This is a genomic window from Bradyrhizobium sp. SZCCHNRI1029 (genome assembly GCF_032487555.1).
Lineage (GTDB): Bacteria > Pseudomonadota > Alphaproteobacteria > Rhizobiales > Xanthobacteraceae > Bradyrhizobium.
In genome coordinates, this window is the sequence record NZ_JAUEUK010000001.1 from 532,564 (window position 1) to 552,502 (window position 19,939).

General features: G+C 66.4%; 17 protein-coding genes and 1 pseudogene. 8 read left to right on the forward strand and 10 right to left on the reverse strand.

All coding sequences use genetic code 11. The annotated features are described in order from the left end of the window. The first annotated feature begins 108 nt into the window (after positions 1-108). On the forward strand, positions 109-1,449 hold the full coding sequence (locus QW861_RS02520; RefSeq protein ID WP_316192664.1) for a TROVE domain-containing protein: 1,341 nt from the start codon (positions 109-111) through the stop codon (positions 1,447-1,449). An 83-nt stretch (positions 1,450-1,532) separates the two neighbouring features. Here QW861_RS02520 and QW861_RS02525 read toward each other — a convergent pair. Then, positions 1,533-2,514: pseudogene (locus tag QW861_RS02525) on the reverse strand (glycerophosphodiester phosphodiesterase family protein). Between the two features lie 195 nt (positions 2,515-2,709). Between QW861_RS02525 and QW861_RS02530 the strand changes: the two are divergent. The 5 genes from QW861_RS02530 (at position 2,710) to QW861_RS02550 (ending at position 7,750) form a co-directional block, all read left to right on the forward strand. Then, positions 2,710-4,089 carry a 3' terminal RNA ribose 2'-O-methyltransferase Hen1 gene (locus QW861_RS02530; protein WP_316192665.1) on the forward strand — a complete coding sequence of 460 codons (1,380 nt, stop codon included), beginning with the start codon at positions 2,710-2,712 and terminating at the stop codon, positions 4,087-4,089. Positions 4,090-4,097: 8 nt separating this feature from the next. Beyond that, a complete protein-coding gene (locus tag QW861_RS02535) occupies positions 4,098-6,659 on the forward strand; it encodes a polynucleotide kinase-phosphatase (protein ID WP_316192666.1) in 2,562 nt (853 codons plus the stop codon). 34 nt (positions 6,660-6,693) lie between these two features. Next, positions 6,694-7,107: a hypothetical protein gene (locus QW861_RS02540; protein WP_315749877.1), complete on the forward strand. Its 414-nt coding sequence runs from the start codon at positions 6,694-6,696 to the stop codon at positions 7,105-7,107. Positions 7,108-7,162: 55 nt separating this feature from the next. Beyond that, a complete protein-coding gene (locus tag QW861_RS02545; protein WP_315749876.1) occupies positions 7,163-7,438 on the forward strand; it encodes a hypothetical protein in 276 nt (91 codons plus the stop codon). 78 nt (positions 7,439-7,516) lie between these two features. Further along, on the forward strand, positions 7,517-7,750 hold the full coding sequence (locus QW861_RS02550; protein WP_316192667.1) for a cysteine rich repeat-containing protein: 234 nt from the start codon (positions 7,517-7,519) through the stop codon (positions 7,748-7,750). A gap of 800 nt (positions 7,751-8,550) precedes the next feature. Here QW861_RS02550 and QW861_RS02555 read toward each other — a convergent pair. Continuing rightward, entirely contained in the window at positions 8,551-8,895 is a 345-nt protein-coding gene (locus QW861_RS02555; RefSeq protein ID WP_315712523.1) for a Lin0512 family protein, read from the reverse strand. A gap of 264 nt (positions 8,896-9,159) precedes the next feature. On the opposite strand from QW861_RS02555, the gene QW861_RS02560 reads away from it, so the two are divergent. Beyond that, a complete protein-coding gene (locus QW861_RS02560; protein ID WP_316184827.1) occupies positions 9,160-10,545 on the forward strand; it encodes an ethanolamine ammonia-lyase subunit EutB in 1,386 nt (461 codons plus the stop codon). Beyond that, positions 10,545-11,336: an ethanolamine ammonia-lyase subunit EutC gene (eutC, locus tag QW861_RS02565; RefSeq protein ID WP_315749872.1), complete on the forward strand. Its 792-nt coding sequence runs from the start codon at positions 10,545-10,547 to the stop codon at positions 11,334-11,336. The genes QW861_RS02560 and eutC overlap by 1 nt, the downstream gene beginning before the upstream one ends. 20 nt (positions 11,337-11,356) lie before the next feature. On the opposite strand, the gene QW861_RS02570 is transcribed toward eutC, so the two are convergent. From QW861_RS02570 to QW861_RS02605, 8 genes are read right to left on the reverse strand one after another with little or no spacing between them, the layout of a single operon-like run. Then, positions 11,357-12,076: an ABC transporter ATP-binding protein gene (locus QW861_RS02570; protein WP_315712527.1), complete on the reverse strand. Its 720-nt coding sequence runs from the start codon at positions 12,074-12,076 to the stop codon at positions 11,357-11,359. Continuing rightward, positions 12,069-12,824 carry an ABC transporter ATP-binding protein gene (locus tag QW861_RS02575; RefSeq protein ID WP_315749871.1) on the reverse strand — a complete coding sequence of 252 codons (756 nt, stop codon included), beginning with the start codon at positions 12,822-12,824 and terminating at the stop codon, positions 12,069-12,071. The genes QW861_RS02570 and QW861_RS02575 overlap by 8 nt, the downstream gene beginning before the upstream one ends. Then, positions 12,821-13,822: a branched-chain amino acid ABC transporter permease gene (locus tag QW861_RS02580; protein ID WP_316192668.1), complete on the reverse strand. Its 1,002-nt coding sequence runs from the start codon at positions 13,820-13,822 to the stop codon at positions 12,821-12,823. The genes QW861_RS02575 and QW861_RS02580 overlap by 4 nt, the downstream gene beginning before the upstream one ends. Further along, the gene (locus QW861_RS02585; protein ID WP_316192669.1) at positions 13,822-14,694 is read right to left on the reverse strand and encodes a branched-chain amino acid ABC transporter permease; all 873 of its coding nucleotides are present in this window, start codon (positions 14,692-14,694) and stop codon (positions 13,822-13,824) included. Before QW861_RS02585 ends, QW861_RS02580 begins: the two co-directional genes overlap by 1 nt. Before the next feature lie 10 nt (positions 14,695-14,704). After that, positions 14,705-15,955, reverse strand: a complete 1,251-nt coding sequence (locus tag QW861_RS02590) for an ABC transporter substrate-binding protein (RefSeq protein ID WP_315712532.1) — start codon at positions 15,953-15,955, stop codon at positions 14,705-14,707. Positions 15,956-15,979: 24 nt separating this feature from the next. Then, positions 15,980-18,355, reverse strand: a complete 2,376-nt coding sequence (locus QW861_RS02595) for a xanthine dehydrogenase family protein molybdopterin-binding subunit (protein ID WP_316192670.1) — start codon at positions 18,353-18,355, stop codon at positions 15,980-15,982. Continuing rightward, positions 18,352-18,885: a (2Fe-2S)-binding protein gene (locus QW861_RS02600; protein ID WP_315749867.1), complete on the reverse strand. Its 534-nt coding sequence runs from the start codon at positions 18,883-18,885 to the stop codon at positions 18,352-18,354. The genes QW861_RS02595 and QW861_RS02600 overlap by 4 nt, the downstream gene beginning before the upstream one ends. Further along, the gene (locus QW861_RS02605) at positions 18,882-19,742 is read right to left on the reverse strand and encodes a xanthine dehydrogenase family protein subunit M (protein ID WP_316192782.1); all 861 of its coding nucleotides are present in this window, start codon (positions 19,740-19,742) and stop codon (positions 18,882-18,884) included. The genes QW861_RS02600 and QW861_RS02605 overlap by 4 nt, the downstream gene beginning before the upstream one ends. Between the last annotated feature and the right edge of the window lie 197 nt (positions 19,743-19,939).

Here is a 19,939-nt window from a genome sequence, read left to right on the forward strand (position 1 = left end):
GTTCCCGGCGCGTGGTCCCCTGCCGCGCATGGTCTCCGAGACGAGATCATGCGTGACGGCCGGTGCTCCGGCCATTCCATCCATCATCAACCCAGAGAGGAGGCCATCATGGTCAGGCTCAACAAGTTCCTGCGCGCCTTCACCCATGAGGGTGCGCCGTCCCGGCAGCTCGCGCCCGAGCAGGCGCTGCAGCGCACGCTGATGAGCTGCCTGCTGTGGGAGGACCAGTTCTACGAGGACGGGATCGCGATCGCCGAGCGCATCAAGGCGCTGGTGCCGCTGGTCGAGCCGCGCGAGGTGGCTCAGCTCGCGGTCCGTGCACGCGAGGAGATGAAGCTGCGGCATGCGCCGCTGCTCGTCGCCCGCGAGATGGCGCGGCTGCCCACGCACCGTGCGCTGGTCGCCGAGACGCTGTCGCGCATCATCCAGCGGCCGGACGAGATGACCGAGCTGCTGGCGATCTACTGGGCGGATTCTCTGGGTCCGCAGCAGCAGCGCAAGCGGCAGCCGGTCTCGGCGCAGGTCAAGAAGGGGCTGGCGAAGGCGTTCGCCAAGTTCGACGCCTATCAGCTCGCGAAGTATGACCGCGAGGGACCGGTGCGGCTTCGCGACGTGCTGTTCCTGGTGCACGCTCGGCCCAGGGACGCCGCGCAGGAGGCGGTGTGGAAGCAGCTCGCCGATGGCGGGCTGCCGTCGCCCGACACCTGGGAGGTCGCGCTTTCGGCCGGTGCGGACAAGCGCGCGAGCTTCGAGCGGCTGCTCTCAGAGAAGCGGCTCGGAGCGCTGGCGTTGCTGCGCAACCTGCGCCTGATGCAACAGGCCGGGGTGTCGCGGGCGATTATCGCGGCCGCGATCGAGACGATGCGGACGGACAGGATCCTGCCGTATCGGTTCATCACGGCGGCCCGGCACGCGCCGGACTTCGAGCCCGAGCTCGAGGCCGCGATGCTCCGGTCGATCAAGGGCTACGCGCGGCTTCCGGGCCGCACGCGGCTGCTGATCGACGTCTCCGGCTCGATGTTCGCATCGCTGTCGGCGAAGTCGGAGATGACGCGCGCGGACGCGGCGTGCGGGCTGGCGATCCTGGCCCGCGAGGTCTGCGACGAGGTGGAGATCTTCACGTTCAGCGACAAGGTCGTGAAGGTGCCGCCGCGGCGTGGCTTTGCGCTGCGCGACGCGATCCTCGGATCGCAGCCGCATTCCGGGACCTATCTCGGGCGTGCGGTGGGCGAGGTCGACCGCAAGGGAGACCGCCTGATCGTCTTCACCGACGAGCAGAGTCACGATGCGGTGCCGGCGCCCAAGGCGCGCGGGACCATGGTCAACGTGGCGTCGTACCAGCACGGGCTCGGCTACGGACCCTGGACGCGGGTCGACGGCTTCTCCGAGGCCGTGATCGCCTGGATCGCGGCGCATGAGGAGACTCTGCGCGGCGCGACCCTGCACTGACGACAACGGACCCGGACGCGTCACGGACGCGCCCGGGTCTTCCGTTAACCAGGCACATTCGGCGCCGACTTGCGCTGCTTGCTTCAAGGCGTCTGCTTCAGCAGCGGCGCCACGGTTTCGATCTCGTCGGTCATGACGCCGCCGGTAAAGTTCTTGGGCAACCTGGCGATGTCGTCCGGTGTGTCCAGCCCGGCCGAGAACGCCTCACCACTATAGGAGCCGACGACGAAGACGCTGCTTTCGGCGCGCGTCATGCGCGCGAGGAATCGGTCCGGCCAGCCCCACAGCCACGGCGCGACATTGATCGGGACCAGCACCATCATGTTGGTGGCACGCGGACGGCACCAGGCCGGTCCAGCCATAGCCGAGATAGCGGACCAGGCAGCTCTTCAGCATGCCGCGCGACATGACCTTGAGATCCGGCAGAGACGCCCTGAGCGTCGCGATCGGCGCGTCGCCGCCATAGACCGTCAGTCGCGCCCGTCGCGCGCCAGGCAAGCGCGCCAGAGCATCCGCCAGCAGTCGGCCTTCCGCCGGATCATTGCTCTTGACGTTGATCAGGAAAGCCTTGTCCGGAAAGGCTGCGAGCACCTCGTCCAGCGACGGCATCAGGCCGACGCCCTTGCCGCGGAATGGAAAGGTGCGGCCGCCATCGGCAGTGTAGCCATAACCGATGTCGAGCTGCCGCAACGCCGTCATCGCATGCTCGCGCGTGACGCCCTTGCCATCGGTGCGACAGTCGAGCGTCCAGTCATGGAACACCGCGAACTGGCCATCGGTGGTTGGGTGCACGTCGAATTCCACGATATCGGCGCCGGCCAGAAAGCTGGCGCGCATCGAGGCGATGGTGTTCTCGAGATACTCATGCGTCGGCGGCAGCATCCGCGCCGCGGTGCAGGTTTCGCTCGTCAGGCCGGTGCGATCGAACTGCTGCGACACACCTCGATGAGCCAGGAGATGCAGCCGCCCAGCCTCCTTTGTCACCTGCAGATTGGCGTTGTTGAAAAACATGAAGCCGGCGCAGATCAGCACCAGCAGCCCGGCGATTTTCAGGACTCTGCTCATGCGATGTCAATTTCATGATGATTCGAGCCGAATTGCGTCCCTGCCCTCGTTCCCCGAAAGAGTTGTCCTGCGGAGATGGCGCACCTTTTGTCCAGCGCTCCCAGAGCCGATGCGAAAGCGAATGCGAGAAGGGCCACCGCCAAACTTTGGCTTCGAAGCACTGGATCGCTGTTTCTTCATCCGGTATCTGACCTCATGTTTCTGTCCATCGCCACCACCCATCAGCCTGCCACCGATCTCGGCTACCTGCTCAACAAGCATCCGGAGCGGCTGCACGAGCTCGAGCTCACCTATGGCAAGGCGCTGATCTTTTATCCCGAGGCCAGCGAGAGCCGCTGCGAGGCGGCGCTGGTGCTCGACGTCGACCCGATCGGCCTCGTCCGCGGCAAAGGCCAAAGCGACGGGCTGCTCGACCAATATGTCAACGACAGGCCCTATGCCGCGTCGTCGTTCCTGTCGGTCGCGCTGAACAAGGCGTTCCGGACCGCGATGAACGGCGTCAGCAGCGCGCGCCAGGAGCTCGCCGACAGCGCCATTGCACTCGAAGCGGTTGTGACACCCCTGCCCCTGCGCGGCGGCGAAGCCGTGCTGCGGCATTTGTTCGAGCCGCTCGGCTGGCAGGTCGATCTCACCGCGATCCCGGGACCGCAAGGCGATCCGTCGAGCCGCTACGTCCGGCTCACCTTGCGCGGCACCGCGCGGCTCAGCGCGCTCCTCAATCATCTCTACGTGCTGATCCCCGTCATGGACGACGCCAAGCATTATTGGGTCGGCGACGAGGAGATCGACAAGCTTCTCAAACGCGGCGAAGGCTGGCTCGACGCCCACCCCGCCAAGGAGCTGATCGTGCGCCGCTATCTGCGCCATCGCGGCGTGCTCGCGCGCTCGGCGCTGGCCCGGCTCGCGCCGGAGACGCAGGACGAGGCCATCGAGCCCGAGGCGCGCAGCGAGTCAGAAGAGACACTGGAGGCGCCGACCCGCCTCAACGACCTGCGCATGGCCGCCGTGGTCGAGGCGTTGCGGGCGAGCGGCGCCAAAATTGTCGCCGACCTCGGCTGCGGCGAAGGCAGGCTGCTGCAGCTCCTGGTCCGCGAGCGCTGGGTCGACAGGCTGATCGGGCTTGATCCCGCCGTCCGCGAGCTGGAGCGCGCGGCCAAGCGACTGAAGCTGGGCGCGCCCGGCGCACCGCCCGAGGGTCGCGTCATGCTGTTGCACGGTTCGCTCACCTATCGCGATGCGCGCTGGGCCGAGGCCGATGCGGCGGCACTGGTCGAGGTGATCGAGCACCTCGATCCCGACCGACTGCCGATGCTCGAGCGCGTGGTGTTCGGCGCAGCGCGGCCGCGCGCGGTGATCGTTACCACGCCGAACGCCGAATACAACGCACTGTTTCCGAGCCTGCCCGCCGGGCAGTTCCGCCACCGCGACCATCGCTTCGAATGGTCGCGCGCCGAGTTTGCGGACTGGGCGCAGCGGATCTGCGCAACCTTCAACTATCAGGCCGCCTTCTCCGGCATCGGTCATCACGACGAGAGCCATGGCGCGCCGACGCAGATGGCCATCTTCACCCGCTGAGCAATTCCATGAACATCGACATCCCCGATTTCGCGCTGATCGTGCTGATCGGCTCGACCGGCTCCGGCAAGTCGACCTTTGCTGCGAAGCATTTCCTGCCGACCGAGGTGATCTCCTCGGATCATTGCCGCGCGCTCGTCGCCGACGACGAGACCGACCAGGGCGTCTCCGCCGACGCGTTCGACATCGTCCGCGAGATCGCCGGCAAGCGGCTGAAGCACCGCCGGCTCGCGGTGATCGACGCCACCAATGTGCGCCCCGCCGACCGCAAGGGCTGGGTCGAGCTGGCGCGAAAATGGCATGCGCTGCCGGTCGCGATCGTGTTCGATCCCGGCATCGACGTCTGCATCGACAGAAACAAGTCGCGGCCTGAGCGCAGCTTCGGCGGCCCGGTCGTGCAGCGCATGGTCTCGGAGGTCCGCCGTGGCTTCGGTGGCCTGCAGCGCGAAGGCTTTCGTCAGGTGTGGAAGCTCGACAGCGTCGCGCGCATCGAGGCCGCCACCATCGCGCGGCAGCCGCTGTGGACGGACAAGCGGCAAGATCGCGGGCCGTTCGACATCATCGGTGACGTCCATGGCTGCGCTGATGAGTTGCAGGCGCTGCTGGCGAAGCTCGGCTATCAGGTCAGATGGCGCGATGACGACGGCCGGCGCGCCGTCAGCGTCACGCCGCCCGCAGGCCGCAAGCTCGTGTTCGTCGGCGATCTCGTCGACCGCGGCCCGCAATCGCCGGACGTGCTGCGCATCGTCATGGGCATGGTCTCGGCAGGCACTGCCTATGCCGTGCAGGGCAACCATGACCGCAAGTTCGGACGCTGGCTCGCCGGCCGCAAGGTCACGATCGCGCACGGCTTGGAGGCCACGATCGACCAGCTCACCGGCGAGGATCGAAGCTTCCGCGACAGCCTGCCCGGCTTCCTCGACGGCCTGCGCAGCCATGTCTGGCTCGATGGCGGCCGGCTCGCGGTGGCGCATGCCGGGCTGAAGGAGGAGATGATCGGCCGTGGCTCCGGCGCGGTGCGCGAGTTCGCGCTGTATGGCGAAACCACCGGCGAGATCGACGAGTTCGGCCTTCCCGTGCGCGCCGACTGGGCCGCGAACTATCGCGGACCGACCACCGTGGTCTACGGTCACACGCCCGTGCTCAATGCCGAATGGGTCAACAACACGCTGTGCATCGACACTGGTTGCGTGTTCGGCGGCCGGCTGACGGCGCTGCGCTGGCCGGAGCGTGAGCTCATCGATGTCGAGGCTGAGCGCGTCTGGTGCGAGCCGGTGCGTCCGCTCGCGCCCCGCGCCGGCAGCGCCTCCGCGCAGGCCGAGGCGGATCAGCTGCTCGATATCGATGACGTGAGCGGCCGCCGATGGATCGACACCAGGCTGCGCGGCCGCATGGTCGTGGCCGAGGAGAACGCGGCCGCTGCGCTGGAGGTGATGAGCCGTTTCGCGCTCGCGCCGCAGTGGCTGGTCTATCTGCCACCGACCATGTCGCCATCGGAGACCAGCGCGCGCGACGGCTGGCTGGAGCGCCCCGAGGAAGCGTTCGCGCATTTCCGCGCCCGCGGCGTCGAGCAGGTGGTGTGCGAGGAGAAGCACATGGGCTCGCGCGCCGTCATCGCGCTGTGCAGGAGCGCCGATATCGCCGGGGCCCGCTTCGGCGTCGCGGGCGGCGAGAGCGGCGCGATCTGGACCCGCACCGGCCGCGCGTTCTTCGACGATCCCGCAATGAGCGAGGCGCTGCTGGCACGGCTGCGCGATGCTGTCGACAGCGCCGGCCTCTGGCAGGAGCTGCAATCCGGCTGGCTGCTGCTCGACGCCGAGATCATGCCGTGGTCGGCGAAGGCCGGCAGCCTGATCGAGAGTCAGTACGCGCCGGTCGCGGCGTCATCGGTTGCAGGGCTCGAAGCGGCGGCAGACGCGTTGGCGCGCGCCGCCGCGCGCGGTCTTGATGTCGCGGCACTCGGCGATCACCTCCGCGATCGGGTGACGCGGGCGCGGCGATATGGCGAGGCATGGGCACCCTATGTCTGGCCGGTCCGCGGCATCGACGATCTCAAGGTCGCGCCGTTTCACCTGCTCGCCAGCGAGGGCCAGGTCTGGTTCGATCAGGACCATGTCTGGCACATGACGCTCGCCGATCGGCTGGCCGCCGCGTCAGCATCCGTGGTCACCCGCACGCAGTGGCGCACCGTGGCTCTGGCTGACGAAACGGCCATCGCCGACGCCATCGCATGGTGGGAGCAACTCACGGCCGGCGGCGGCGAAGGCATGGTGGTGAAGCCCAAGAACTTCGTCGCGCGCGGACCGAAGGGTCTGATCCAGCCGGCGCTGAAAGTGCGCGGCCCAGAATATTTGCGCATCATCTACGGCCCGGAATATGATGCGCCGGAGCACATCGCCCGGCTGCGCCAGCGCAAGCTCGACGGCAAGCGCAGCCTCGCTTTGCGCGAGTTCGCGCTCGGCCATGAGGCGCTGACCCGCTTCGTCGCCCGCGAGCCGCTGCGCCGCGTGCACGAATGCGTGTTCGCGGTGCTGGCGCTGGAGAGCGAGCCGATCGATCCGCGGCTGTGAGCCGCTCAAGAACCAACAAGGCCGATCTTCTGCGATGTACAAGCCGATCTTGCGTGATTGGATATGGGCCGACGGACGCGGACCAGAGCTGCGACGAGGGCACTTTTTTGGCCACGGATTGAACTTGATCGCCCTCGACTATCTGAACCCGGACTGGGCTTCCGAAGACGATATGCGACACTTGATTCTTCACAAGGCTCAAGTGCATCAAGTCACGCCAGAGGAAGTCCATGACTATTCCCGCGAAATAGTCAGTTGGGGGCCCACGATCGATCAAGCCGCCGTGGTGGACCTGGGAAAGTCGGACTGGCTGCTGAGCTTCGCCCAGCGGCATCTGGCCCGCTGCCGACATTTTCGCATCATGTTCTATGACGAATATGTCGACGTCATCTGCGAGAGTATCACAGCCGCCCATGGTGCCTACGCTCCGGGTTGCGGCACCCAGTGACGGGCGCTCTCAAGCCAAAACGTGACTTTGAGCAACCGAGTTGCGGAAGGAAGCCATGGGGTCGTTCATCACCAACCTGCACATTCGTGACGTCGCACCTCACGCGGTCATCGAGGCGCTCAAGTCTCTCCGCGTCGTTCCGGCCTATGTGCGTGGCTCGCCCGCCGATGCCTGGACCAGCATTTTCCCCCAAGCCGCGTTTCAAGATGAAGCGGGCCTGCGCGATGACCTCACCCTGGTCCGCACTGTCCATGCCAGACAGCTTCGAGTTCCCCATCCAGCGACGCACCAGACCAGCCCCACGCGGCCATGGACTCCCCCTTCGGCTTGATCCTGCGCAACGAACGGACGCACGACACACGCCACCGTGCCTACACCGCTCCCCAAGGAGGCTTGAATGAGGACGTCCGTGCAACTCGCCATCGTCATCGCCGCCACCGTGGCCATGCCCGCTTTCGCTCAGGGAACCGGGCCGGTGGCAACGCAATGCGCCGCTGACATCCAGAGCTTCTGCTCCGGCAAGCAGCACGGCGCAGGCCAGGTTCGCGCCTGCCTCGAGAGCAACCGCGAGAAAGTCTCGGCGGATTGCCGCCAGGCCCTCGACACTACGGGACCCGGCCGAGGCAAAGGCCCAAGACGCTGAGTATGCGCATCGGCTGGCCTGGCCCCGTTCCGGGTGCAAGCCAGCCGGCAACTTTCACAGCGATCGGGCCAGGCCCGGGCAAGATTGTCTGCGCCGAGACGATGCGATCTTCGGCGCCAAACGCAGAAGGTCGGCACCCGCCTGATCCCATGGTGACAATGAATCAGTCCGCGGCCGTGGCCGCGACCTCAGGGCAGCGCACCGCCGGCGGGAAAAGGCGCGCGGCGAAACACTCGTTTCAACAGCCCCTGCAATGCGATCGCGGTTCGCACGCCTGGTCCACGAAAATTTCGCTTTTGTTTTTCCGAATTCTGTGAAATACTCCGCCCGTCCCGCCTCGCCATGAGGGGCGCTTCGCGATCGTCACGAACGTGGAGGCGGGATGCGATGGGCGCAGCTCTGCCGCAGCATGGCCTTGCCGTGCGGACGAACGGCAGGATGCGCCGGCGAAATCGTGTGGTCCTGGCCTCCCGATGCTGAGGTCAAGCCGGCTGAGATGATGATCGGCCGGCGACGGGGGCAACAAAGCCCGGTCCCCGAGGAGAGCACGTATAAGCCGGAAAACCGTTGCGCAGGGAAGGCCGGGATCGTCCGGCTGAGCCTGTGGTTCCTGCCCCGTGCACTTCTTCACGCACGGGGGCCGCGGGTATCAGCGGATACCCGGCCTTCCCTGCGCCCTCTGTTCAAAGAGGGACACCGTACGATCATCACCCGGGCGCGCAACGCGCCGCGGGATCGCGATGACATGCTGTTTGACATTCATATCAGAACGCCACGCGCATGACCCCTGCACGTGAGCGTCACTTGCCGTCGTCGAGATGGACCAGCACCGCCGCGTTGGCGATGATGATGGCGTCGCTGCCGGCCTCGGCCGCAATCTCCAGCCCGCCTTTGACCGCGGTCACGGTCACCGTGCCATAGGGCAGCTCCTTGGCCACTGCAGCGGTGTCGACAGCCTCCGGGTTCGGCACGCCGATGGTGACGTCCACGAACATGTCCTGCGGCGTCTTGCCGACCATGCGGAAGAAGCCGAGGCTGGAATGGCGGATCGCGTCCGACACCGCGCGCTTGGCCGCCTTGGTGGCGTCGCGGCCGTGGACGTCGACGCCCATGCCCATCTCGGTGATACAGCGGACGCGCGCCATGTCGTGTTTCCCTCGGTTGCTTGCCTCGTACGCCATGCGACCTTAGCCAACGGCGCGGCCGACGCAAGCCGGGTGGACATCAAGCGCCCCCGCCACAGAAAATGGTCATCTGATGCCGACATATATCGTGCAAGATGATGCGCTGGACGAACCTGAGAACAAGGTCTTCGAATGATGTTCCTCCCCGTCTTTCCCGTGATGGCGATCCATCGGCCGGATCCGGCAGGCATGGCTGACCACGAGGAACATTGAAGGAGAACGCCAATGGGTTTTTCACACACGCTGGGCGGCACGCGCTACCGGTTCGACGACCTCAGAACCTTGCTTGCGAAGGCAACGCCGTTGCGCTCGGGCGACGTGCTGGCGGGCCTCGCCGCGGAGGATGCCGCCGAAGGCGTGGCGGCACGGATGGCGCTCGCCGAGCTGCCGCTGCGCCATTTCCTCAACGAGGCCGTCATCCCCTACGAGACCGACGAGGTCACGCGGCTGATCGTCGACCAGCATGACGGCAAGGCGTTCGCTCCCGTCGCAAGCCTCACGGTCGGCGACTTCCGCGAATGGCTGCTGTCGGATGCGGCCGACGCAGATGCACTCAGCGGCGTGTCGCCAGGGCTGACGCCGGAGATGGTTGCTGCGGTCTGCAAGATCATGCGGCTGCAGGACCTGGTGACGGTCGCGGCGAAATGCGAGGTCGTGACGCGCTTCCGCTGCACCATCGGCCTGCCGGGCCGGATGTCGACACGGCTGCAGCCCAACCACCCGCTCGACGATCCCAAGGGCGTCGCGGCCTCGATCCTCGACGGGCTGATGTACGGCGTCGGCGACGCGACGATCGGCATCAACCCGGCGAGCGACGACGTCGAGACGATGGTGCGGCTGCTCGACTTGATCGAGACCTTGCGGCTTGCCTCGCATGCACCGATCCAGTCCTGCGTGCTGGCCCATGTCACGACGGCGCTGAAGGCGATCGAGCGCCGCGCGCCGGTCGATCTCGTGTTCCAGTCGCTGGCCGGCAGCGAGGAGGCCAATCGCGGCTTCGGCATCACGCTGTCGCTGCTCGACGAGGCGCTCGCCGCGGCCGAAGGCCTGCAGCGCTGCCCCGTCGGGGGCAACGTGATGTATTTCGAGACCGGACAGGGCAGCGAGCTCTCCTCCGGCGGCCATTGCGGCGTCGACCAGCAGACCTTGGAGGCACGCTGCTACGCGGTCGCGCGGCGCTATCGGCCGCTGCTCGTGAACACCGTGGTCGGATTCATCGGTCCGGAATATCTCTACGACGGAAAGCAGATCATACGCGCGGGCCTGGAGGATCATTTCTGCGGCAAGCTGCTGGGGCTGCCGATGGGCTGCGACGTCTGCTACACCAACCACGCCGAAGCCGACCAGGACGACATGGATGCGCTGCTGACCCTGCTTGGCGTCGCCGGCTGCACCTACATCATGGGTGTGCCGGGCGCTGACGACATCATGCTGAACTATCAAAGCACCTCGTTCCATGACGCGCTCTATGTGCGCAAGGTGCTCGGCAAGCGCGCGGCGCCGGAGTTCGAGACCTGGCTCGCGGCCACCGGCCTCAGCGATGCCAAAGGCGAGCTGCGCTTCGAGCCGGCGCGGCTGATGCCGGCGCTGCCGCTGCTGGAGGCCAAGTGATGGGCGGCTCCGACAAGAGCGACTCGCCGGCAACGTCGTCATCGGACGATTGGCGCTGGCTGTCACGCTATACCGAAGCGCGGATCGCGTTGGGACGCTGCGGTCCTGGCCTGCCGACATCGGCACATCTCGCCTTCCAGGCTGCCCACGCCGAAGCGCGCGATGCCGTGCTGAAGCCGTTCGACGCCGAGCGCTTTGCCGCCGAGGCGACCGCGCATGGCTGGCCGGCCCTTGCCGTGCACAGCCGCGCTGCCGATCGCGCGACCTATCTGCAGCGTCCCGATGCAGGGCGCCTGCTGTCGCCGGCGTCGGAAGCGCTGTTGTCCGAGCCGCGCGCGCCGGCAGACATCGTGCTGGTGGTGGCTGATGGCCTGAGCAGCCGCGCGGTCCAGGTCAACGCCCTGCCCGTGCTCGACATGTTGATGCCGCGCCTGGCTGCAACCGGCAGACGGCTGTCGCCGGTGATCGTTGCTTCGCAGGGCCGCGTCGGGCTCGCCGATCATGTTGGCGAGCTGTTCGGCGCGTCGGCCTCGATCATCTTGATCGGCGAGCGCCCGGGCCTGAGCGCGGCCGATTCCCTTGGCCTCTATCTCACCTGGATGCCGCGCCGGGGCCGCGTCGATGCCGAACGCAACTGCATCTCCAACGTCCGCCAGGGCGGCCTCGCACCGGCGGATGCGGCGAGCCAGGCGGCCGAACTGATCCAGCGCATGTTCCTCCACCAGGCCGCCGGCGTCAGCCTCGCCCGGCTGCCGCAGCTGCCGGCGCCGGATGGAGATGGCGCGTCATGATGCCGGCGCAGTCCGAAACATCACACCGCGCAATAGCGGTCCTGGATATCCTTGTCGGCCAGCAGCGCCGCGGCGCTGCTCTCATGCACGACCTCGCCCTGGTCGATGATGACGGCGCGATCGGCGAGCCGCAGCGCCCATTCGACGTTCTGCTCGACCAACAGCAGCGTCTTGCCCTGGTCGCGCAATCGCCGGAACAGCACGCCCATCTCTTCGACGAGCACCGGCATGATGCCTTCGGACGGCTCGTCGAGCAGAACCATGCGCGGCCGCGCGATCAAGGCCCGCGCGATCGCCAGCATCTGCTGCTCGCCACCCGACAGCGTGACGCCCTCCTGATCCAGCCGCTCGTTCAATCGTGGAAAGGTCTCCGCAACCTCGGCGAACGCCGCGCGCTCCTCGATATCGGCGCTGGCGGCGACCAGCCCAAGCCGCAGGTTCTCGCGCACCGACAGGCCCGGCACGATGCGGCGCTCCTCCGGAACATAAGCGAGCCCGAGATGAAAGCGCTTGTGGGCCGCAAGCGGCAGCAGATCATGGCCGGCAAAGCGCACGCGCCCCGCGGCCCGGGGCATCAGCCCCATGACGGTGCGCAATGTCGTGGTCTTGCCGGCGCCGTTGCGGCCGACGAGCGCGACCACCTCGCCCTCGCTCACGCGCAGCGAGATGCCGTGCAGGACGTGGCTGGCGCCATACCAGGCCTGGAGGCCGTCGAGCTCGAGCAACGCGGTCTCAGCCATAGCCTTCACTCTGTCCCAGATAGACCCGGCGCACGTCGGGGTTGGATCGGATGTCCTCAGGACGACCGTCGGCGAGCAGCCGGCCGTGATGCAGCACCAGCACCCGCTGGCTCAGGCCGAGCACCATCTTCATCTTGTGCTCGACCAGCAGCACCGTGCGCTTCTCCGCCAGCCGCTCCAGCAGCGCCACCATCTCCTTGGTCTCTTCCGGCCCCATGCCCGCGGTCGGCTCATCGAGCAGCAGAAGCTCCGGTTCGGAGACCAGCGCAATGGCGATCTCCAGCGCGCGCTGCTGGCCGTGGGCGAGATACTTCGCGAGCTCGCCACACCTGCCGATCAGGCCGACCGCCATCAGGGCCGCATCGGCGCGTTCGCGGAGTTCGGCAAGATCGGCGCGCTTGCGCCAGATGTCGTAGCTTACCCGCATCGCCTGGGCGGCGACTCGGACATTCTCGTGCACCGACAAGTCGGGAAAGATGTTGGTGATCTGGTACGAGCGCGAGATGCCCTGATGCACGAAGCGATGCTGTGGCAGGCCGTTCAGCTCGCGGCCCTTGAACCGCAGGGTGCCGCTGCTCGGCGACAGCGTGCCGGAGAGAATGTTGAAGAAGGTGCTCTTGCCTGCCCCGTTCGGGCCGATGATCGAGGTCAGCTCACCGGCCGCGAACGCGACTGAGATGCCTTCGAGCGCGACGAAGCCGCCGAAGCGACGGCCGATCCCGTCCGCGCGCAACAACTCGGTGCTCATCGGCGTTGCCTCGCGATCGGCAGCACATCGAGGAACGTGCCCCAGATGCCCTTGGGCAGGAACAGCACGAACACGACGAAGATGGCGCCGACCACGATCTGCCAGTGCGGCGTCCACAATGACACGACGTCCTCCAGAATCAGGAAGACCGCGGCCCCGACGAACGGCCCGAAGAAGCTGCGTGCGCCACCGAGCAGCACCATCATCACGATCATGCCGGAGGTCTGGTAGTGCAGGATGTCGAGCGGCACGATCGACAGATGCAGCGCCGACATGCAGCCGCCGACGGCGGAGATGGCACCCGACAGCATGAACACGATCAGCTTGCAGCGCTCGACGTCGTAGCCGCACGCCCGCGCGCGCTGCTCATTCTCCCTGATCGCCTCGATGACCGCGCCGAACGGCGAGTTGAGGATGCGCGACTGAACCCAGATCGCGATCGCCGCGAGCACCATCAGCACGTAATATTTGTTCACGGGATCGAGGAAGTTGATCTGCGCACCGAACAGACCGATGTGGTCGACCGTGAAGCCGCGCAGTCCGTTCTCGCCGCCCGTGAAGGAGGAGGCCTGCAATGCCACGTAGTAGACAAGTTGCGCCAGCGCGAGCGTGACCATGGAGAAATAGATGCCGCGGGTTCGCGTCGAGATGGTTCCGATCAATGCGGCAAGCGCCGTGCTCGCCGCGATCGCCACCGGCACCGCGGCAAACCACGGCAGGCCCCAGCGACCGATCGCGATGCCGGTCAGATACGCGCCGGTGCCGAAGAATGCGGCGTGACCGAACGACAGCAGACCGGTGTAGCCGAACAGGAGATTGTAGCCCATCACCACGACGCCGTAGATCAGGACGTTCACGGCGAGCGCCTTCGACGGCAGCAGCCAGGGCAGCAGCGCCAGCGCGACCAGCGAGACCAGCACGCGGTGATCCGCGAGGAAAGCGAAGAGGCGCTGCGCCTGAGGGAGCGGCGGTGCTTCGCCGGTCGACTGCACCGTCATCACGCTCTCCCCTTGAGGCCGAACAGGCCCTGCGGCCGGACCAGCAGGACCGCGGCCATGAGCGCGAACATCACGATGGTGGCCATCTCGGGCGCGAACAGCGCGACCATACTGATGCAGATCCCCACCATCAGTCCCGCGACCACGGCACCGACGATCGAGCCGAGGCCGCCGATCACGGTGACGACGAAGGCTTCCGCCAGCACCAGCGTTCCCATCTCGGGATTGACGCTGCGCATGGGTCCCGCCAGCACCCCGCCGAGCGCGGCAAGGCCGACGCCGAGGCCGAAGATCGCGAGCCACACCTTGCCGATGTCGACCCCGAGCACCCGCATGATCAGGGGATCACGGGCGCCGGCCCGCACGATCAGGCCGACCCGGGTCTTCTCCAGCATCAGCCAGAGCACCAGCAGCACGACGGCGACCAGCGCGATCACGAACAGACGATATTTGGGGAAGAAGCCGACGCCGAGATCGACGACGCCGATCAATTGGGACGGTGTCGGAAACGGAATACCGTCGCTGCCGAACACGATGCGCACCCCCTCGACCAGGATGTAGCTGAGACCGAAGGTGAGCAGCAATGGATCATCGATCGACCGGCCATACAGGCGCCGGACCAGGACGAGTTCGATCAGCATGCCGAACGCGCCGACCAGAATTGGGGCGAGCAGCAAGCCCCACCAGAAGCTGCCGGTCAGCGATGCCAGATACAGACCGGCATAGGCCCCGATCATGAACAGCGCCCCATGGGCGAAATTGACCACGCCGAGCATGCCGAACACGATGGTCAGGCCGAGCGCAGTGATGACCAGCACCGCCCCAAGGGCGATGCCGGAAAACAGCTGCATGATGATCAGCGAGAGGTCCATGCGATCAGGATCAGGTGGCGTGGCCGAGTTCGCCGCAGCTGCGCAGCATCTCGTCCGCCCCGGGATCGCTGGCCACGATCGCGAACAGGTCGTTCTCGCTCGCCATCGCCGACTTCTTCTTGGATTCCAGCACAAGCACCGACTGCACCGACTGGTGGTCGCATTTGCGGTAATGCTGCGGGCCCTTGGTCAGATCGTATTGCAGCCCCTCCAGCACCGCGATGACCTTATCGGTGTCGGTGCCACCGGCGGCCTGCATCGCCTGCAGCAGCGAGCCGACGCCGGAGTAGCCATAGGCGCCGTAGTCGGTCGGGATCGCGCCGCCATTGGCGGCCCGGAACGCCTTGTTGAACTCGGCCGCGGTCTTGTTCTGTGTCTCAAGACCCCAATAATAGTTGGCGCCGCCGACGACGCCCTCGAACACGTCGGGCCCGACGGCGAGGCGCTGATTGTGCAGGATCACCGGCACCACGATCTTCATCTGCTGCTTGATGCCGAAATCCACCGCCTGCTTGATCGCGTTGGCCTGGTCGCGGCCGAAATTGCTGATGCACAGCACGTCCGGCCGCAGCGACATCAGCCGCGGCATGAAGGTCGAATAGTCGGCTGCACCGAACGGATGCAGGATCTCGCCGACGCTCTCGGCACCGATCGCCGTCTGCGCCCGCTTGAAGCCGCGCAGCATCTCATGGCCATAGGCATAGTCGGCCACGAGATGGGCGACCTTCATGCCCTTCTTGATGGTCTGGCGGGCCACGGCCGCCGTGGTCATGTGCGGGTTCAGCGCCTCGTGGAAGGTGTATTTGCTGAAATCCTTGACCTCGTTGATGGTGTCGGACTGGCTGATCGACACGTAGATCACGCCGCGAGCGCGCGTCACCTCGTTGACGGCAAGCTGGACGGCGCTGGAGAGCGCGCCGACGATAGCGTGCACCTTGTCCTTCTCGATCAGCTCGAGCGTCCGCGTCGCCGCCTCGCCGGCGTTGAGCTTGTCGTCGCGCACAAGCAGCTCGACCTTGCGGCCGGCGACGCCGCCTTTGTCGTTGACCAGCTTGACGGCGAGTTCGGCGCACTTGACCTGGTCACGCGCCTCGGCGGCGAACGGACCGGTCAGCGGCGTCGGAAAGCCGATGCGGATGGTGTCATCGGCGGCACGCCCCAGGCGCGGCATCGCGAGCGTGGCGACACCTGCCGACATCCCCATCAGCGCCGTGCGGCGGGATATTCCTGCGCGTCGCAACTTCGTCTCGTAGACTTGCATGATGTCCTCCCTAACCTTGTTTTCTTAGTATCGATTGAGCGTCTTGAGCACGCGCGCTGGCGTGATCGGAATGGTGTTGATGGAGGCGCCGAAGGGCATCAGCGCATCATTGACCGCATTCAGCACACAGGCCGACGCGGCCGCGGTGCCGGCCTCGCCGCAGCCCTTTGCGCCGAGAATGGTGTCCGCCGTCGGCGTCTCGACGTGATCGATGGTAATGTCTGGCATCTCCATCGCCATCGGCACCAGATAGTCGGCCAGCGATCCGTTGAGCAATTGGCCGGTCTCACTGTAACGGCATTCCTCGAACAGCGCAGCGCCAAGACCCTGTACGACACCGCCGCGCAACTGCTCGTCGACCAGCATCGGATTGATGATGCGGCCGCAATCCTCGACGACATAGTGCTTCAGCAGCTTGATGAAGCCGGTTTCGACATCGACTTCAAGGTAGCTGCCCTGGATGCCATTAGTGAAGGCAAAGGGGTAGCCCTGCGGCGCGAAATGATGGCTGACCGTCAGTTGCGCCTGAGTGCCCGGTGGCAAGGTGTCGGACCGGAAATAGGCGATGCGCGCGATCTCAGCGACCGGCAGACGCGGCTGCCCCGTCGCGACACTGACGATCTGGCCATCGATGACGTCGAGCGCAGCAGGCTGCTCCTGCAGCACCAGCGCGGCGATCTCCAGAATGTTCGCCTTGAGCTTTCGCGCGGCCTGCAGCGCCGTCTCGCCGCCGATGCCTGCACCGCGGCAGGCCCAGGTCGCACCACCATGCGGCGTGACCTCGGTATCGCCGGTGATGATCTTGACACGCTCCTGGGCGAGACCAAGCTGGTCGGCGACGATCTGGCTGATGATCGCCTCGGTGCCCTGGCCCTGCTCGGTCACGGAGATCGCACAGCGCAGCTCGCCCGACGGCGTCAGGCTGACGGTCGCGCCATCCTGCGAGGAAATGCGCGCGCCGCCGACGCCGTAGAACGCAGGGCTCGGGTTGGTGATCTCGACGAAGGTCGCAATGCCGATGCCGCGATAGATGCCGCGCCGACGCAGCTCGGCCTGCTCGGCGCGGAGCGCGTCATAGTCCATGATCCCGCGCAGCCGCCGCAGGCAGACTTCGTGCGACAGCGCCTCGAACCTGTAGCCGGTCGGCGATGCCGTCGGATAGGCGCTGTCGACAATCACGTTCCTGGCGCGCATCGCGAATGGATCGAGCCCGACGCGGGCAGCAGCGAGATCCACCATGCGCTCGGTGACCGCGCAGGCGATGGGATGTCCAACCGCGCGATACTGGCTGGTCTGCACCTTGTTCTGGAACACGACCTCGAGCGCGGCGCGGTAGGATTTGAAATCATACGGCGCACCGATCAGGCGGATGACCTGATTGCCTTCGACGACGCTGGTGCGCGGATAGGTCGAGAACGCGCCGATCGCCGTGGCATCGTGGACGTCCATGGCAAGGATCTTGCCGTCGGCGTCGACGGCCATGCGCGCGCGGACGTGGTGATCGCGGGCATGAATATCCGACACGAAGGACTCGATGCGATCGGCGACGTATTTGACCGGGCGCCCGAGCAGGATCGACAGCCCGACAACCGCCATGTCCTCGTGGTAGACATGCAGCTTCATGCCGAACGACCCGCCGATATCGGGCGCGATCACGCGCACGCTGGCTTCCGGGATGCCGTAGTGGCGAGCGTACAGATCCTGGAACTGGTAGGGCGTCTGCGTGGCGTGGTGCACCGTCAGCGCGCCGCTCTCGGAATCATAGTCCGCGACGATGGCCCGCGGCTCGAGCGTGACCGGGGTATGACGGCCGAAGCTGAATTCTTCCTCGATCACATGCGCGGCCGACGCGAAGGCCTCATCGACGCGGCCGCTGTCGAGCTGCGTGCGGAAACAGATGTTGGACGCCGCAACCGGATTGACCAGCGGCATCCCCGGCCGACGCGCGGCGTCGAGATCGACCACCGCCGGCAGCTCCTCGTAGTCGACCGAGATCAGCTCCAGCGCATCCTCCGCGATCGCCCTGCTCTCGGCGACCACGGCAATCACGGCCTGCCCAGCCCAGACGACGCGATCCAATGGCAACGGCAGCTGCGGCTCGGACATCATGCCCTTGAAATGATCGAGCGTCCCGGTCCACGGTGTGCAGATCTTCGCCAGATCGGCGCCGGTCGCAACCAGATGCACGCCCGCAAGCGCCCGCGCCGCATCGACCTCGATGCCGGTGATCCGTGCATGAGCATACGGGGTGCGCAGGAAGGCGGCATACAGCATGCGCGGCAGGCGAATGTCGGTCACATAGCGCCCGCGTCCGGCGAGCAGCCGCTTCGCATTCGGTCGCGGCACGGAGCGGCCGATATAGGAATTCGGGCGGTCCAGCGACGTCAGCGGCGGGCTCATGGCGACGAGCCCTCCGCGCCCTGCGATGCCGTTGCTGCCCGTGCCGCGGCGACCGCGGCGATGGCGTCGACGATCGCTTCATATCCGGTGCAGCGGCAGAAATTGCCCGAGAGCGCGTCGCGAATGGTCTCGCGACTCGGCCGTGCCACGTGGGTCAGCAGCTCATGAGCGGTGATCAGCATGCCCGGCGTGCAGAACCCGCATTGCAGCGCATTGCGCCGATGAAACTCGGCTTGCAGGTCGGCGATCACGCCGCTCTCCGAGAGCCCCTCGATCGTATCGATCCGCGCGCCATCGGCCTGCACGGCGAACATCAGGCAGCCATGCACGGCAGCGCCGTCGAGCTGAACCAGGCAGGCGCCGCAGGCCCCCATCTCGCAACCGGCATGCGTGCCGGTCAGCTCGAGCTGCTGGCGAAGACAATCCACCAGCGTGTCGCGAGGCGCGACGTCACACGCCACCTTGCGGCCGTTGACGATGAGGCGAATGCGGACCTGCTCCTCGGTCTCGATGTTGACCGGCGGGCTCATGCGGCTTCTCCGATCCGTCCCAGCAGCCGGCCGAGCAGAACGCGCGCCAGATGCAGACGCATCGCCGCCGGAACATCGTCGCTGTCAGCGGGCGAGAGATCGGCGTCGAGCGCAGCCTGCGCCGCCGCAATCCGTGCAGCATCGATCCGGTTGCCGGTGAGCGCTGTCTCCGCGTGCCTCGCACGGGTCGGGACGTTGCCGACCGAAAAGAATGCAATGCGGATGCGCTCGATCAGATCGCCCTGGCAGGTCGCGAGCAGGCCGCAACCGACCAGTGCATAGTCGCCGCGCCGGCGGGCCAGCTCATCGAACGCAACGCGCTGGCCGGCTTGGAAGAGAGGAACATGAACCGCGACGAGGATCTCGCCGGGCGCGATCGCCGTCTCGAAAAGATCGGTGAAGAAGTCATCGGCTTTGACGCGGCGCCGGCCGGACGCGCCGGCAATCTCAATCTCGGCGTCGAGCGCCAGCACCATCGCCGGAAACTCGGAGGCTGGGTCGGCCAGCGCGACACTGCCGCCAAAGGTCCCGCGATTGCGGATGGCAGGATGCGCAACGAACGGGGCTGCGGCGCGCAACAGCGGCGCAAACTCAGCGATCAGCGGATCGGTCAGCATCTCGCAGTGCCGGGTCAAGGCGCCGATCCGCAACCATTCGCCGTCCCGCGTGATGCCGCGCAGCTCTGCAATGTGGTTGATATCGATCAGAATTCGCGGGGCCTGAAGACGCAACGCCAGCGCCGGAACCAGGCTCTGACCACCAGCAATGAAGCGCACATCGTCGCCCGCGCCCGCATGAGCTTCGAGCGCCTCGCCGATCGTGTGTGCACGAAAATAGCTGAAAGCCCTCGCTTTCATCCGTTTCCTCACCGCCAGGGCTCGCCAGCCCGGATTCCCAAATTTGTGACCATCTGGTCTCAAAAGAGTTGCACGCAGCGGCACCGCGGTCAACCAGAAACGAACGATTGGTCACAAATCAGCTTTCGGCTATCAAGCAGGCTGTCGCCGCAATCGATAGAGACCATGGCTAGGACCCCGAAGACAGCGAGCGCTGA